The organism is Devosia sp. A369, assembly GCF_054489345.1.
On record NZ_JBTMWV010000025.1, the window covers coordinates 1 to 16,931 of the forward strand.

Annotated in this window: 7 protein-coding genes; 5 read left to right on the plus strand and 2 right to left on the minus strand. The window is 63.8% G+C overall.

Translation table 11 applies throughout. The features are described from left to right. Positions 1-320: hypothetical protein (locus ACX3OZ_RS18655; RefSeq protein WP_459105176.1), on the plus strand; the 320-nt coding region annotated here is incomplete at its 5' end. Positions 321-530: 210 nt separating this feature from the next. Here the strand turns inward: ACX3OZ_RS18655 and ACX3OZ_RS18660 are convergent. Then, positions 531-1,991, minus strand: a complete 1,461-nt coding sequence (locus ACX3OZ_RS18660; RefSeq protein ID WP_459096121.1) for an exopolysaccharide biosynthesis polyprenyl glycosylphosphotransferase — start codon at positions 1,989-1,991, stop codon at positions 531-533. A gap of 314 nt (positions 1,992-2,305) precedes the next feature. On the opposite strand from ACX3OZ_RS18660, the gene ACX3OZ_RS18665 reads away from it, so the two are divergent. After that, positions 2,306-3,649: a TolC family protein gene (locus tag ACX3OZ_RS18665; RefSeq protein ID WP_459105177.1), complete on the plus strand. Its 1,344-nt coding sequence runs from the start codon at positions 2,306-2,308 to the stop codon at positions 3,647-3,649. A gap of 12 nt (positions 3,650-3,661) precedes the next feature. Here ACX3OZ_RS18665 and ACX3OZ_RS18670 read toward each other — a convergent pair whose 3' ends face one another. Further along, on the minus strand, positions 3,662-10,081 hold the full coding sequence (locus ACX3OZ_RS18670) for a type I polyketide synthase (RefSeq protein WP_459105178.1): 6,420 nt from the start codon (positions 10,079-10,081) through the stop codon (positions 3,662-3,664). A 281-nt stretch (positions 10,082-10,362) separates the two neighbouring features. On the opposite strand from ACX3OZ_RS18670, the gene ACX3OZ_RS18675 reads away from it, so the two are divergent. The 3 genes from ACX3OZ_RS18675 to ACX3OZ_RS18685 are packed head-to-tail and all read left to right on the plus strand — an operon-like array spanning position 10,363 to position 16,929. Further along, positions 10,363-14,958 (plus strand): MupA/Atu3671 family FMN-dependent luciferase-like monooxygenase, encoded by a 4,596-nt coding sequence (locus tag ACX3OZ_RS18675; RefSeq protein WP_459105179.1) that lies wholly within the window; start codon positions 10,363-10,365, stop codon positions 14,956-14,958. Beyond that, positions 14,955-15,668, plus strand: coding sequence for a 4'-phosphopantetheinyl transferase family protein (locus ACX3OZ_RS18680; protein ID WP_459105180.1), 714 nt, complete (start codon positions 14,955-14,957; stop codon positions 15,666-15,668). The genes ACX3OZ_RS18675 and ACX3OZ_RS18680 overlap by 4 nt, the downstream gene beginning before the upstream one ends. Then, the gene (locus tag ACX3OZ_RS18685; RefSeq protein WP_459096126.1) at positions 15,661-16,929 is read left to right on the plus strand and encodes a glycosyltransferase; all 1,269 of its coding nucleotides are present in this window, start codon (positions 15,661-15,663) and stop codon (positions 16,927-16,929) included. The genes ACX3OZ_RS18680 and ACX3OZ_RS18685 overlap by 8 nt, the downstream gene beginning before the upstream one ends. Positions 16,930-16,931 lie beyond the last annotated feature (2 nt).

Consider the following 16,931-nt stretch of genomic DNA (forward strand, 5'->3'; position numbering starts at 1 on the left):
CCCCGCTCGGTGATCTGACGAACCGCGTCCCGCTTGAAATCGTCGCTGAAATTGGCTTTGCCCATGTAGGCCTCCTTGCCTCAAAATTAGGAAGGAAGGCGTCTACAAATCTAGGGGCTATTCAAAGCGCCCATGCGAACACGCCTCTGACCTCATTGAGTAGCCACGAAATTCCGGGTTCCCTTTCACGGGCTTTGAGGGAGATCACGCTGGTAGATTGCGGGGAGTGGAGGAACGATGACTGGTGCACCGAAAGCGAAAAAACACCCTTGAAAAGCATGGCGATGCTCTTGGGCAAGACGGCGATCAGGTCAGTTTGAGCGACGATTGCCACTGCCGCGGAACAATGCGGGAGACGCACTAAGGCATCGATCATAGGAGGGGTCGAGTGTTCGATCCAGCATGTAACATGCTGGTCTACATGGATCGTCACTATGGCCCGCCCCCGTATGAGGAGCCTTCAAACCCTATCGGTGAGGCTCTTGGGAACGCTTGGTTCACTCGAGACATCTATTTACGAGGGCTGAGCGCTAGAATGCGTTGTGGCGGGCTTTTCGCGAAAAGACTGTCAGGAGCAGGATCCAGAAATCCAGGAAAATCGACCAGTTGTCGATGTAGTACAGATCGTGTTCGGTGCGCCCCTCGACATGGGCGAAGGTCGAGGTGGCGCCGCGATAGCCGTTGATCTGGGCCCAGCCGGTGATGCCGGGTTTGATGCGCTGGCGATGGGCGTATTTTTCCAGCTGCAAGGCCAGCTCGCTATCGTGCATCAAGGCATGCGGGCGGGGACCCACCGCGCTCATTTCGCCCCGCAGCACATTGATGAATTGCGGCAGTTCATCGACGGAGGTCGCGCGGATGAAACGTCCGACCCGGGTTATCCGGCTGTCACCCTTGCTGGCCTGGGTCATGGCGCTGCCGCTCTCGGCGACATTCATCGAGCGAAATTTCCAGATGTAAAAGGTTTCGCCATTAAAGCCCCGGCGGGCCTGTTTGAAGAATACCGGCCCAGCGCTTTCCAGCCTGATCGCCATGGCAGTCAGCAGGAAAATGGGCGCCAGCAGCACCAGCCCGACGATGGCGACGCAGAGATCGAACACTCGCTTGATCAACACGGCGGACTGGTTGAGCGGGGCGCGCAGCACTCGCACGCCGCCGCCGGTATGCCCGAGCGGCACAATGTCGAGAAAGCGTAGCGAGGTATTGTCCGTGGCCGGCACGCCAATGACGCTGACGGAGAAGCGCTTGAACTCGTTGGTCAGTTCTTCCAGCGCGTCGACGTCGTTCAGCTCACCGACCACCACCACATGCTGGGTGCCGAGGGCTACCCAGTTTTGGCCGGTTTCCTGAATGGTGTCCTTGCGGAGGGTGCCGTCGGCATTCTGGATATTTTCCAGCGGCATCGACCCCGCCAGCCGGTAGCCAACGCGCCACAGGTCGCTATTGACCAGGAAGCGCGCGATGTCGATCTCGCTGCCGATCACGCCTATCCGGCGATATTGCAATTGCCCCTGATGCACATAGGCGCGCAAAGCCGAATAGACCAAGCCACGGGTGCCCAGCAGCACCGGCGCGCCGACCAGAAAGGCCGAGGTCAGCGAAACCCGCGACAGATCGCTCGACAGGCCAAACAGGAAGGCAATCAACAGTGCCATGGCAAAGGCCATGGTCCAGCCCAGCATGCTGTCCGCCAGGCCACCCTGTTGCGACAGGATGTCGTCAAGGAACCGCGAAGCCGAAATGGCGGCGCTGGCGCCGTAAAGGATACCGGTGAGGGTCGCATAGCCCAGATAAAGCCAAAGCGATTGGCCATGGAGCGGGATGCCGGCAAAAGTATCGTGATAAATCAGCGCCGAGAGCAGCACGATCAAGCTCGCCAGCACGCCTTCGAGCACGCACAGACCCAAGCAGAGCAGCCCGCGATTGATCTCGACGCGTCGGGCGCGCCGACGTTCTCGCCTGATTCCAACCCCGACTTGTCCCTCGCTCACGCTAATTTCCTTGTGCCACAACGCTTTACCAACATCGTGCGTATCACAGCACGGGCCGCGCCCCAATCGGGCGTCTCCGATTAAGTTAACCGTCGCCTCAATACTTCGCTCGTCAATTAATCTGCGGCATTTTAACAGATACGCCGGTTCTTTCCCGACCCGTGGAGGCGGGGCGCCCGCCCGCCTTAACCTTTCATAAACAACCCCTTAGCGTTTTAGTTACCTCGTTCGTTTACCAGTGGTTAGCCATAAGGCCGGCTCGCGTGAACCTGTCGTCCTTACAGTGTATGGCCTGCGTATTAGGGATGGCTTCGATGCGAAACGAACAGAGCATTGTCTCTCTTGCCCTGCTTGCCGTTGCGGCCATCAGTCTGGCGGGCTGTGCCACCAACTCCACGCGGCAGGTCGCCACCGGCTGTGCCGGGCTGGTGAGCCAGGCCGATTGCAGCATTTCGACCTATGGTCCGGTTTCCGCAGCGCCCGAAGTTCTGGCGGCCGACGCGCGCAGCAGCGCCGCAGCATCAGAGATCGAGCGGGCTTTAGCCTCGGGTCGTCCTGACGCCTATTTTCGCGCCGGTATCAATGCGTCCACGCCGCACATTGCCTATGAAGGCCAGCCCGGAGGCGCCGGTTACTCTTATGCGCTTGGACTGGATGTGCCGCTCTATCAGGGGGGCTCCCAGGCAGCCATCGTGGCCGCTCGTGCCGATTATCGCGCGTCGCAGGAGGTTGTGGCTGACCGTCGCGTGGCCACCGCCTATGAGATCGCTATTTCGCTGCTGCGCATTCGCCAGCAACAGCAGGTTATCGGGGCGCTCGAACATCAACAAGGCGCGCTCCGCACGCTGCGCCAAGGCGTTGATGCCGAGCTTGCGGCTGGCGCCGCCAGTCGCGTCGATCTGGACGACATTGACCGCCAGCTGGCGCGCATCAAGGTGCTGCGCGAAACAGCCAAGCTCACGGTGACCGAGGCCAGCAATGCTGTCTATCGCTTGGGCCTTTCGAACTCCAGCAAGCTGCCAGATGTCGCTGGGTTGGGGCTGGGCGAGAACCTGCAGGCGCTGACCGACCTGGCCCTGAAAAACAATCCCCGCATTCGCCAAAGCGTTGCTCAGCTCGACGCCGCGACCTCGCGGGTGTCGCAGGCCCAAGGGGAGATGCAGCCATCGGTTGCGGCTCAGTTCGAGGTCTATGGCGAGCAGATCGGTTACTCGGGCGGGGGGGACCCGGCCCACGGCGCCCGCGCCACGCTGCAATTCTCGATGCCGTTCGATCTCAGCGGTGCCAGCCAGGCGGCGGTAAAACTGCGGGCCGACGAAAGACTCGCTGCTCAGTTTGATAGCGAAGCCGCGCGCAATGGCGTGGCCGCTGCGGTACGAACCGCGTTTGAACGCCGCCAGCAGGCGCGTCAGCTCCGGTCGCTGGCGCAGCAAGAAGTCAGCAGCGCCAAGGCCATGCTGCAGGGCATCGAGGCCGAACGGCAGGTGGGCGAACGCACCGCGCTCGACGAAATCCGGGCGATAGAGAATCTGACGGCGGCTCAGATCAATTTGATTACGGCACAGTTCGAGCTGGGGGCGGCGGAATATACCCTGGCCGCGGAAACCGGCCTGATCACGAAGCTATTCGAGACGTCCACCCGCGCCGCAGCCCTGTAGCGCACCGCGGCCCTATTCGGCCGCGGCTCGGAAAGCGTCGGGTTTGGCGTCGGCCTGGTCCAGCGCCACACGCAGCCGACCGGCTAGCACCCGCACGAAGGGTTCCAGCACCATGCTGTCGTGGGTTCCAGCCACCTCCTGCACCGCCAGTACGCCCACATACGGGCTCCAGCCATTGTCATCGATCGCGGCGTTTCGGCCTTCCTGCAGCCGGCGGTCACCGCTCAGATGGTAGAGGATGTTGAATTTGGGTCGCAGCAGCAGCACCGCGCCGGGGTAGGGCTGCAAGTCATAGTCGACCAGTGCCCGCCGGAAGGCGGCTTCAATCCTTGCATTATGGAACTGCGCCCCGGAGTTTTCATTATCCAGCGCATCCTGGCTCCGCTGTTGCGCCTCTCGCCAGCGGCACCGGCTTTGCAGCCAGTCGGCGAAAAAGGCCGGACCGGAGCGGCGCAAATCCTGCAGCTTCATGCTGATGCGGTCGCGCGTGCTAAGTGCCGGCTGGGTGGGGAGCGGCGTGTCGAGCATCACCACGAGAGACACCTCCTCACCGGCAGCCCGCAATTGCTGCGCCATTTCGTAGGCCACCAGCCCACCGCCGGAGAAGCCGCCCAGCAAATACGGGCCTCGGGGTTGTACTGTGCGGATTTCAGCCAAATAATCGCGGGCGGCGTCGTCAAACCGCTCATGCGGCTCCTGATCACCATAGAGTCCCCGCGCCTGCAAGGCGTAAACCGGCCGCGACGCGCCGATATGCAGAGCCAGCTGCCGCAGATTGAGCACGTTGCCAAACATGCCCGCACACAAAAAGAACGGTGTTTGCTCGCTGGCCTTGCCGGTGCTCATGGGAACCAGATGGATCAGCTTGGCCTGATGATCCAGCGCAACCTCACCCAACACGGCCGCCACTGGCGTCGTCTGTGCGGCGATCAGCGCGGCGCATGCCGCAATCGTCGGCGCTCCAAACAGCACCGAGATCGGCAGGTCGACCGCATAGGCCTGCTTGATCATGCGGAACAGCCGCACCGCGATCAGCGAGTGGCCGCCAATGTCAAAGAAGCTGTCGTCGACGCCAATCTGCTCGATCCCCAGCAACTCGCGCCAGAAGCCGGCCAGGGTGCGTTCGATATCGTTGCGCGGAGCCACAAAGGCGCTGTCGAGGTCTGGGCGCTCAAACGCGACCTCGGCCGGGCCGGATTGTGCCGCGGGCAGGGCGGCGCGCGCGCGCAAGGCATCCAGCTTCATCGAACTGATGATCGGCTGCTGCTGCCCGGTCGCCAGGGCGCGAAGCAGGGCATCGAACCCTTCGGCGGGTAGAATACCCTGGCGAACCTGGTCAGCCAACTGCAAGGCGGCATGTGATTTGGATGGGCTCGCCAAAGCGGTTGCCGGACGCGCGGCGCCGGTCGCGGTGGACAGGAAGTCGGCCGCCAGTCGCTTCATGACGAAGCGCTCCGCCTGCAGCACCACCTGGCCATCGAGATCGGTGATGGTCACGTCGAAAGTGGCGTAGCCCTGATCCGTGCCGGCGTCGTCGCACAGCCGAATGTGACTGCGGATAGCGTTCGGCAACGCCGAATGCACCGTGATGCTGCCATAGGACATCGGCACCCACAAATGCCGCGACACCTCAAAGCCCGGCGCTAGCTGCATAGCAAAGCCGGTGGCGATATCGAGCAAGGCGGGATGCAGCAAACAACCGTCAGCCCGATACTCTGGGGGGAGGCCGAGTTCGGCAATGGCTTCGGTCGCGCCGAAGGCGGTAGATCGCAATACCTGCCATCGGGGGCCGAACTGGATGCGGCCATGCTGGGCCGAGCGCAGACCGGCAGCATCCGTGGCATCGGTCCGGAAAAGGCCGGCCGAGGCCGCTGCCAGATCGGCGTGCTGGGGTGCTGGCTGAGCCGGGCGAAGTGCGGCCTCGGCATAGCTGACAAAGCCGCTGGCTGGGCTGCCGGCTTGAATTTCAGCCCGATAGCAATCGCCATCGGGTGACAGCCGGGCGCGCAACGTTGTCGTGCTGCCATCGACCACCGTCAGTGGCGCGATGAAAATCAGATCTTCGATGCGGAAGGCATCGCCCAAGCCGTATTCCTTGGCGAGTTGCGCGATGATTTCGATATGCCCGGTGCCGGGCAGCACCGCTTGGCCCGACATGGTGCGATGCTCGTCCAGCAGCCAATAGCTCGCCGGCCCGATCTCCGCCTCAAGCATCGGCGCGGCGTCGCTATCCTCAACCCAATGGGTGAAGAACGGCCCCTGCGCCGGGCTGGTCACGGCTGGCGCGGACGCAGTCGAACCAGTGGCGCGGGCCGCCAGACCAATTTCGTTCCAGATGCCCCAATGGATCGCCACGGTTTGCCGGTCGGGGCGCCACGCCTGCGACTCCGCATAGGCGTTGAGATACGCATTGGCCGCCACATAATCGACCTGACCAGCGGGCGCCGTATCGGTGCTGGTGGAGGAAAACAGGACAAACAGCTCCAGCGGTTGCTCGTCGAACAGGCGATGCAACACCGCCGCGCCATGCAGCTTGGGCGCGAGGACATTTTCGAGCTGCGGCACGGTCTTGAGGGCAATGAGGTTGTCGTCGACCAGGCCTGCGCTATGCAGAATGCCGTTGATGGCGCCGAAATGCGATTGCGCGGTCGCGACCACGTGCGCCATCTCCTCGGGGTTGCTGACATCGCCGGGGACGTACAGCACCGAATGCCCGGCTTGCTCCAGTGCTTCAAGCTGTTCCATGGCCCGACGGCGGCGGTCGTTGCGGGCATGGCTGCGGATATAGAGCGGCCATTGCTCCCGCGGTGGCAGCGCCGTTCGCCCGCTCAGGATGATGCGGGCATCAAAGCGCTCCGCCAGCTGCCTGGCCATCACCAGTGCCAGGTCGCCCAGGCCGCCGGTGATCAGATAGACGCCGCCGGTGCGAAACCCAACCCGCTCCGGCGTCGGTTCGGTCAACGCCAGCGGCAGGTAGCTGCGCGACCAGCGTCGCCCGTCGCGATAGGCGACGACATCCGAACCCGGCGTGGCGAATAGATCGTCCCGCAATTGGGCCCGCAACGCCGCGGTCGTGTCGGTCACGTCGGCGGCGCGCCGGCCAAACCATTTGCGTCCCGTTTCGGGCTGCGGCGGCAATTGCAGGTCGATCAGGCGCGCATTGAAACCGGCCATTTCCTTGGGAATGGTCATTCCGGGGCCGAGAATCGTCGCCTTTTCGGGATAGGGCAGGGGCTCTTGGTCGACACGCTGCATGCCGTTGGTGACCACGGTCAGCTGGAGCTGGTCGCTGGCGTTGGCCTCGTCAAGCGCCTGCGCCAGGAACACCAGGCTATAGAAGCCCTGCTCCTGAATGCGATTGAAAAAGGTCGAGCCGGGGCGGTGGCTTTCCGCTCCAGTCAGTAGCCAGAGATGGACGATCTGGGCGGGCAAGGGGCCGGCGGCCGAAAGCCCCGATAAGAGGGCCGCGTAGCCGGCTAGCCCATCTTCCGGGCACAGCACATAAGCATTGTCCGACCGCTGGGCAAAGGTGTCGCCCACCGCGACCGTGGTCACCGCATGGCCCGCAGCGCGGAGTTCCTCCACCAGCGCCACGCCGAAACCGGTGTCATCCAGAAAGACCAGGAACGAGGTCGCCGTCTTGTCGGCGCCAATAGTGAAATCGGGCAGCGACTGGCGCCAGCTCGAGCGATAACCCCAGTCGGCAATGTTAGGCGTCTTGAGCAGAGGCGTTTCGACCGGATTGTCGGCAGCATTGTTGACGCTGGGCTCGATGAAATAGCGCTGCCGCTGGAACGGATAGGTCGGCAGCGGCACGCGGCGCGCCTTGCCTCCGGCCCAAAGCTGGTCCAGCGGCAGGTTCAGCCCAACGGCCCAGGCGCGGCCCAGCGCAGTCAGCAGATGGATCCGATCATCTGTATCGTCATCGGCATGGGGCAGGCTGTTGATCACCTGATTGGCGGCAATCCCGCGCTGCAGCTTGACCAGAGACGACAGCGCGCGCCCGGGTCCAACTTCGATGAACACGCGGTCGGTCTGCTGCGCCAGCAGTGACACGCCACGTTCGAATTCAACCGTCGAGCGCAGGTGGCGAACCCAGTAGAGCGGATCGCGCGCTTCGCCTTCCGACAGCCAGGCGCCGGTGACATTGGACACGATCGGGATCGTTGGGGCGCGCAGGACGATGCTGCGCAGGAACGCCTCGAAGCGCGGCAGGATTGGTTCGAGCATGCGCGAATGGGCGGCGATGTCGATCGGCACGCGCGACGCCTCGATGCCTTGCGCGAGCAAGACTTGGCGAAACGCTTCGAGGTCGGCATTGCTGCCGGACACCACGCAAAGCTCGGGCGCATTGACCGAGGCCAGGTCGAGTGCTGCGGGCAACAGGTCCCGCAAGGCAGCAGCTGGCAGTTGGACGCTGAGCATGCCGCCGGGTTGGATCGTTTCAAACAGCTCGCCGCGCAGCCGCACCAGTTGCACCGCATCGCTTAGACTCATTACCCCGGCGATGCAGGCGGCGGTATTTTCGCCCATGGAATGGCCAATCAGTGCTGCCGGCGTCAGGCCATGCCGCATCCAATGCCGCGCCACGGCCACCTCGGCGATCAGGATGGCCGGCAATTGGATCGACGGGCGCAGGAATTGCACGGCCGTGTCCGCCGGATCGAGGCCGGAGTCTAGCCATACCCGCCGAATTTCGGCGGTCGCGTCGGGTTGGAGGCTGGCCAGCGCCTCGTCCACCGTGGCGCGGAAGTGCGTGTCGCCCTCATAGAGCCGGCGCGTCATGCCGACATGCTGCGCCCCACCACCGGGAAACAGGAAAACCGCTGCGCCCGCTGGTTCAAGCGCCGTATGGGTAAAGGCGCGCTTGGTCTCGGGCGTCTCCAACAGAAAAATCGCTTCGCTGCGATCACGCACCGCCAGCACCCGGCGATGCTCGAAATGCTTGCGCCCCGCCCGCAGCGTATAACTGGCATCTGCCAGCGACAGGTTCGGGCGCTGCGCGAGTTCGGTGCCAAGCTGGATCATACCGGCATCAAGCGCCTTGCGGTTTTTCGCCGAGAACACCAGCAGTTTTGGCTCGGCGACCTCAGCCACATCGGCCACCCGGGCCGGGGCCTGTTCGATGATCACATGGGCATTGGTACCGCCAACACCGAGCGAGTTGACGGCCGCCCGGCGCGGGCCTTGGGTTTCTGGCCAGGCTGTCAGCCGGTCATTGACGATAAACGGGCTGCGGGCGAAATCGATGGCCGGATTGGGCTGGTCGTAGCCCAGGGTCGGCGGAATCTCACCATGATGGATGGCCAGCGTTGCCTTGATCAGGCTGACGACGCCAGCGGCGGTGTCCAAATGCCCGATATTGGATTTGACCGAGCCGACCCGGCAGAAGCCGGTGCGGTTGGTGCTCTGGCGAAACGCCTGCGTCAGCGCTTCGATCTCGATCGGATCGCCGAGATAGGTGCCGGTGCCGTGGCACTCGACATACTGGATGCTGTCGGCGTCGACGCCGGCCAGGCCTTGCGCCTCGATGATCGCTTCGGCCTGCCCGGTAACGCTGGGTGCCAGATAGGTGGCCTTGCTGGCCCCGTCATTATTGACCGCTGTGCCTTTGATAATGCCATGGATGAAATCGCCATCGGCCAGGGCATCGGACAGCCGGCGCAGCACGACCGCACCGACGCCGCTGCCAAACACCGTGCCGCCGGCTCGGTGGTCGAAGGCGCGGCAATGCCCGTCAGGCGACAGAATTTCACCCTCCTGATACAGATAGCCGCGCCGGTGCGGAATTTCGATGGTCACGCCACCGGCGATGGCGGTCTCGCATTCATGCGACAGCAGGCTCTGGCAGGCCATGTGCACCGCAACCAGCGATGTCGAGCAGGCGGTTTGCACATTGACGCTGGGACCGCGCAGGTCGAACGAGAACGATGCGCGCGTCGCCAGGAAATCCTTGTCATTGCCGGTATGCCGCAACAGAAACATGCCGACCTGATCGACCAGCTGGCGGTTGCTGCAGACGTTGAAATAAAAATAGCTCCCCATGCCGGCCCCGGCGAACACGCCCACCGGGCCGTCGTCGGAATTGGGAGGACGCCCGGCATCCTCCATCGCCTCCCAGACGCATTCCAGAAACTGACGATGCTGGGGGTCCATGATCGCGGCTTCCTTGGGGCTTAGCCCGAAGAAATCGGCGTCAAACAGGTCCATGGCCGGCAGGTCGGCAGCGCGGCACACATAATTTGGATGATGGATGCGCGACGCCGACTCGCCGGCAGCCAGAAGTTCGCCCTCGCTGAGGTCACGGATGGATTCGACGCCGGCCCGCAAATTGGACCAGAACTCCCGCACATTCCTGGCACCGGGAACCCGCAGCGCCATCCCGACGATGGCAATGTCATTGGGCGAATACTGGTCGGAAGGCACGGTCATAATTTGCCTCAGCTCTCGGGCTTGCTTCAAACGTCAATTCAACGATGCCAGCCTGCTGATAGCATTGCGGCGTGTCATCTGTTGTTGGAAACCAGAAACGTCGTTAAATCACGAGCATTGGCCCCTCATTGTTGAAGAAGACGAGAGGTTTAGCGTCGATTTTGGCAATTACCTTAACCAAACATGACGATCCGTCACGCAAAGCATCGCTGAAGCCTCATGATGGTTTTATGAAGGGCCCGTAAAGGTGTGGCCAATCAACCGGCACATCGGGGGGCATCATGGCGGATGAAATTTTGAGCTGCGTACTGGTCGGTGACGAGTCCCTGTTGGTGCAGTGCGCGGAGGTGCTGCGCGAGCGGGGGCACACCATCGCAGCCATCGTTACCGAGTCCGCCGCCATTGCCGGCTACGCGGCCAAGCAGGGCATCCGTGCCGTCGGCTGGGGCGAGAGCCTCGAAACTAGCCTCGCCGATGTGGACTATGACTGGCTGTTCAGTGCCGCCAATTTGCGCCTCATTCCCGAGCCGGTTTGGCAGAAGGCCAGGGCTGGCGCGGTCAATTTTCACGATGGCCCGCTGCCGCGCTATGCCGGCCTCAATGCGCCGGCCTGGGCGCTGCTCGAAGGCGAAAACCGGCATGGCGTGGTCTGGCACGCTATTAATGCCGGAGTCGATGAAGGGCAGATTTATGTGCAGACCGGCTTCGACATTGCCCCGGACGAGACGGGGCTGACGCTGAACAGCAAATGCTTCGAAGCCGGCATCGCCACCTTCACCGCGCTGGTGCAACAAATCGAGATGGGCACGCTGCACGGCGAGGCTCAGGACTTCACCCATCGGACCTACTACGACCGGGCCAAGCGCCCGGAAGCTGCCGGCACGCTGCGCTTCGATCAGTCGGCAGCGGCGCTGACGCGTCTGGTGCGCGGCCTCGATTTTGGTCCCGGCTACGCCAATCCGCTGCTGACCCCCAAATTGCGCACTACATCCGGACTGTACCGCGTCACCGGGCTGACGGTGCTGCCCGACTCCCCTCATGCGGCGCCCGGCACCGTGCTCTCGGTGGGCGATGACGGGGTGGTTATCGCGACACTCGATCGGGCCGTCCGCATCACCGGTAGCCGCATCGGCGACGACGCCGCCCTCAGCGCAGGAGCAATAGCTGGCACGGTGCTGCCCCAATTGTCACCCGCCGACAGCGTCGCAATCTCCGGGGCCGTCGCCAGCGCCGCAAAATATGAGGGCGTCCAGCGCCGCCGCCTAGCCGCCGTGCAGGACGTCGACCTGATGGATGTCGCCACGCCGGTGGCGGGTCAGCAGCCCGACATCGCCAGCCTGAAGCTGGATTTGCCTTCCGATCTGCCGCGCGCGGACAAATTGGCCCTTGTCGCCGCCTTCATCGCCCGCTTCAGTGGCCAGGCCCAGTTTTCGCTTGCCTATCGCGACGCCGCGATTGCCGCCGCCGCCACCCGCTTCCCCGGCTATTTCGCCGACATCGTCCCGCTGAATCTCGTAGCGACCGAGAACGCACCGCTGGCGTCCTTTGTGGCCGAGTGCCAGACCCAGTTGGCAACCATCGGCAAGCAGGGGCCCTATCTATCCGATCTGAGCCATCGTTTCCCCGGTGTGGTGGCGCCGCAACTGACGGTCGGCCTCATTGGCGGCGGCGAGCTGCCCGCCGCCTGCGCCTTTGCCTTTGTGATCGGCGAGGCTGGCGATGCCTTGGTGTTTGACCGTTGCCGGGTCGATGCGGCGCATATGACGATTCTAGGCCAACGGCTGTCCGTGCTGGCAGCCAGTTTCGCCGACAAATCGGCGCCTCTGAGTGCATTGCCGCTGATGTCGGTCGCGGAGGAGCATCAGCTTCTGCACGGCTGGAATGACACCGCGCTGGCTTATGACAATGCCCCCATGCATGTGCTGTTCGAGCGTCAGGTTGATCGTACCCCGGACGCTATCGCGGTAGTCAGTGGCGCTATGTCGCTTACCTACCGGCAACTGGACGAGCGGGCAAATCGCCTGGCCCATGCGTTGCTGGCGGCAGATGTTCGCCTCGACATGATGGTGGGGCTCAATGTCTCGCGGTCGGTCGATCTAGTGGCCGGTGCGCTGGCCATCCTCAAGGCCGGCGCCGCTTATGTGCCGCTTGATCCGCTGTTTCCAGCTGACCGGCTTGAACTCATGGTCGAGGATAGCGCCGCGACCGTGGTTTTGACCGAACGGGCGCTCAGCGGGCGCCTCACGGCCGCCGGCGCCGCAATTTTGGTCATTGAAGACCTGGTCGAGGCCGGCCATCCCGCGACCCGGCCTGACATTGGCGTGGTGCCGGAGAACCTCGCCTATGTGATCTACACCTCGGGCTCCACCGGCCGCCCCAAGGGCGTGATGATCGAGCACCGCAACGTCGCCAATTTCTTCGCCGGGATGGACCAGCGGGTTCCGGTGCCGACCGACAATCAGCCGGTCTGGCTGGCGGTCACCAGCCTGTCCTTCGATATTTCTGTGCTTGAACTCTTCTGGACGCTGGCCCGCGGCTTCAAGGTGGTGATCCACTCCAGCGAGGTCGGCGCCGGCGCCGCTGCTGACTCCCAGGCGCGCTCGCTGGATTTCGGGCTGTTCTATTGGGGCATGGATGATGGCGTCGGTTCGCAGAAATACCGACTGTTGCTGGAAGGCGCCAAATTCGCCGATACCCATGGTTTCAAGGCGATATGGACACCCGAGCGGCATTTCCACGCCTTTGGCGGACCTTATCCCAATCCTGCAGTCACCGGTGCCGCAGTCGCGGCTGTGACGCAAAATCTTTCGATCCGCGCCGGCAGCTGCGTGCTGCCCTTGCACCATCCGGCCAGGGTGGTCGAGGAATGGGCGGTGATCGACAATATCAGCAATGGTCGCGTTGGGCTGGCCTTCGCCTCGGGCTGGATGCCGGAAGACTTCATCCTGCGCCCGGAAAACGCGCCGCCGCACAACAAATCGGCCATGTTGCGCGATATCGAGACCGTGCGCCGGCTGTGGCGCGGCGAAAAGGTCGAATTCGACTTCGGCGCCGGCAAGGTGGGCGTGATCACTCAGCCCCGTCCGGTGCAAAAAGAGCTGCCGATCTGGGTGACCACGGCCGGTAATCCGGAAACCTATCGTGACGCCGCGCGCCAGGGCGCCAACGTGCTGACCCATCTGCTGGGGCAGTCGGTCGAGGAATTGGCAGACAAGATCCGCATTTACCGCGAGACGCTGGCGGAGCATGGCCGGAACCCGGCGGACTTCAAGGTCACGCTAATGCTGCATACGCTGCTGGGCGAGGACCGCGAAGAGGTTCGCGATCTGGCCCGCGCGCCGATGAAGGACTATCTGCGCAGCGCGACGGCGCTGATCAAGCAATATGCCTGGGCGTTTCCCGCCTTCAAGAAGCCGCAGGGCATGGCCAACCCGATGGACATCGATCTGCAGAGCCTCGAAGCCGAGGAACTTGATGCGATCCTCGAATTCGCCTTCCTGCGCTATTTCGAGGACAGCGGCCTGTTCGGCACGATTGAGGATGCCAATGAGCGGGTCGAACAGATCGCGGCGATCGGGGTTGATGAAGTTGCCTGCCTCATCGATTTCGGCGTCCCCGTCGACACCGTGATGGAGCGGCTTGAGCTATTGGCCGAGGTCGTGGCGCGCCCGCTCGGCACCCCGGCTGCGAGTGCGGACGTGGTTCAGCAAAGTCTGGCCGCCGACGTCGCGGCGCATGCCATTACCCATCTGCAATGCACACCGGCCATGGCCCGCATGTTCTTGGCCGACGAGGCCAGCCGCCAGGCGCTCGGCAACGTCGCGCATCTGTTCATCGGCGGCGAAGCCCTGCCGGCCGCGCTGGTCTCTGAATTGCGCGGCATTACCGCAGCCAGCATCGAAAACATGTATGGCCCGACCGAGACCACGATCTGGTCGTCCACCCTGGCGGTGGGGGAGGTTGAGGGCGCAGTGCCGCTGGGCCGGCCCATTGCCAACACCCAGCTCTACGTGCTCGATCCCGCCGGGCGTCCGGTGCCACCCGGCACGCCGGGTGAACTCTATATCGGTGGCGATGGCGTCGCCCGTGGCTACCACAATCGCCCGGATCTGACGGCGGAGTGCTTCCTGGCGAACCCGTTTGCAGCGGGTCGGTTTTATCGCACCGGCGATCTGGCGCGCCTGCTGCCCGACGGCAACTTGCAGTTTCTCGGACGGGCCGACCATCAGGTCAAGGTGCGCGGCTATCGCATTGAACTGGGCGAGATCGAAGCCCGGATCAGCGAATTCCCCGGTATTGCCGAAGCCGTAGTAGTCGCGCGCGAGGATCGGGCCGACGATGTGCGCATCGTCGCCTATCTCCGCCTGTCCCGCGGCGCCATCGACGAGGACGCGCTACGGACCCAGCTGGCCAAGACGCTGCCTCACTATATGATCCCGGCCCATTTCGTCAGCCTCGACGTCTTCCCGCTCACCCCCAATGCCAAGGTGGATCGCAAGGCACTGCCCAAGCCCAACGCCGCGCCTGAGCCGGTCGCCGAAGTCGCCTTCATCGAGCCGGTCGGCAACATGCAGCAAGGCATTGCCGAGACTTTCCAGCGCATTCTGGGGGTGGAGCGGGTTGGACTTTCGGACAGCTTCTTCGCCCTGGGCGGCCATTCGCTGCTGGCGGTACAGGCGCATCGCGAGCTCAAGGCCGGCATTGCCCCCGAGATGGCGATCACCGATCTGTTCCGCTTCCCCACGGTGGCGGCGCTGGCGGCGCATCTGTCTGATCGAGGCAAAGCGGACGAGCGGCTGAGCAAGGTGGCAAACCGCGCCGCAGCTCGTCGGGCGGCCCTGGGCGGACATGCGGCGCGCGTGCAGGGTGCCGGATGAGCATCTTCGACGATCTGTTTCCCCCGGAAATTCGGGTGGAATACGGCGATCCCCGCGTCCATTGGCCAGCCGTGCTGCCCGCTGAGGAGGCCGCGCTGCACCGCGCCGTCGCCTGCCGGCAACGCGAATTCCGCGCCGGGCGGACTTTGGCGCGCCAGGCCATGCACGCTCTGGGTCTGGTGCTGGCCGAAATCCCCGCTGCCGCTGACCGTGCGCCGGTTTGGCCTGCCACAATGGCCGGCAGCATCAGCCATTGCGCCGATCTGTGCGTGGTCGCCATCGGGCGCGCGGCCGATGGCTTTGTGGCGATCGGCGTTGACCTCGAGCCTGCCGAGGACCTTGATGCCGATCTGACCGCCGCCATTTGCGGCCCCGAAGAACACCACTTTCTGGCGGGCTTGCCGCCGCATGAGCGCGGCCTTTTCGCCCGGCTCATCTTCAGCGCCAAGGAATGCGCCTATAAATGCCAGTATCCGCTTTCACAGCGTCTGCTGGACTTTTCCGTGCTGACCATCTCCATCGATCGCGCGGCCGGACGCTTTACCGCCCGCTTCAACAGTTCGGTGGAGCCGTTCAACGCCGGTGACGAACTCGCGGGCCGATACGCCATCAATGCCACGCATATCCTCACCGGCATGGCCCTGACGCACGCCCAATTGCCTGCCGCCCGGCCACGGCACAACCACGGTAGTTTTTTCGCCCATGGATGAAATCGCACTGCAGGACCCCGCCCTGACAAACCTGCCGGCCAAAAGCGGTGCGCTGCTGCTGGTCACCGCGGTGCGACTGCGCCAGGGGCCGAATGGGCTGCAGCTCGATGACCAGACCTGCGCCGGCCTGGCCCGCTGGACCGAGCATTTTAGCCAGGTGGTGTTCGCTGGCATTGCCTTGGACACTGAACGGGAGGATGCCACCTCGACGGCCTGGGTCGACGTTAATTCGCTGCCCTGCGCCAGCCAACTCCGCTTTCTGGCGCTGCCGATGGCCTACAGGCTTGGCGCATTCGCCCGCACCTACCGCCACACCCGGCAATTGCTCGCCAAGGAAATCAGCCAGGCCGACCATTTGTGCTTCACCATTGGCTACCTCGTGGGCGACTGGGCCGCCGTTGCGGCGCAGGAGGCCTTGGCGCAGAAGCGCAAATACGGCGTCTGGTTTGATCGGGTGGAGCATCAGGTGCTGCGCGAGACGGTCCACGCCATGCCGTTCAAGCGCCAGCTCAAGGAGCGCGCGACCCTGCTGGTGATGCAGCACTACCACCATTATCTGACCCGTCGCAGTTCGCTGGCACTGCTGCAGGGCATGGATACGTTCAACGCCTACCAGCAGTTTTCTAACAACCCGGCCTGCGTCTACGACGTCCACACCGGCCCCGAGGATTTCGCCTCCGCCGCCGACCTGGCGGCCAAACTAACTGCGATCCGCGCCGGCGCACCGCTGCGTGTCGTCTATGTGGGGCGGGCCGCAGAAATGAAGGGGCCGATCGACTGGCTGAACGTGGTGGCGGGCGCTGTCAAGGCTGGTGTCCCGCTCCATGCCACCTGGCTGGGCGACGGGCTGCTACTCTCGGCCATGCAGGCGCATATCCACCATTTGGGGATCGAGGATCATGTCACCCTCGCCGGTCACGTCGATGATCGGGCCAAAATCCTGGACCAACTGCGCCGGGCGCATCTGTTCCTGTTTTGCCATAAAACCCCGGAATCTCCGCGCTGCCTGATCGAAGCGCTGGTCTCGGCCTGTCCCATTGTTGGCTATGACAGCGCCTATGCCAGTGGCCTGATCGAGGCCGGCGGTGGCCGCCTGTCGCCCCGCCATCAGGTTGATCAGCTGACCACAATGCTGATCGAACTGGCCGGCAATCGCGAGGCCTTGGCCCAACTGGTCAAGCAGGCCGCCACCGCCGGCCAGGGCTTCGAGGAGGGCAAGCTTTATGCCGAACGCGCCGCCCTCATCGCGGCGCATACCTGAGG

Bases quoted from the DNA above. Each gene is read 5' to 3' on its own strand.
- ACX3OZ_RS18665 (WP_459105177.1), top strand. From the start codon at position 2,306: ATGCGAAACGAACAGAGCATTGTCTCTCTTGCCCTGCTTGCCGTTGCG.
- ACX3OZ_RS18670 (WP_459105178.1), bottom strand. From the start codon at position 10,081: ATGACCGTGCCTTCCGACCAGTATTCGCCCAATGACATTGCCATCGTC.
- ACX3OZ_RS18675 (WP_459105179.1), top strand. From the start codon at position 10,363: ATGGCGGATGAAATTTTGAGCTGCGTACTGGTCGGTGACGAGTCCCTG.
- ACX3OZ_RS18680 (WP_459105180.1), top strand. From the start codon at position 14,955: ATGAGCATCTTCGACGATCTGTTTCCCCCGGAAATTCGGGTGGAATAC.
- ACX3OZ_RS18685 (WP_459096126.1), top strand. From the start codon at position 15,661: ATGGATGAAATCGCACTGCAGGACCCCGCCCTGACAAACCTGCCGGCC.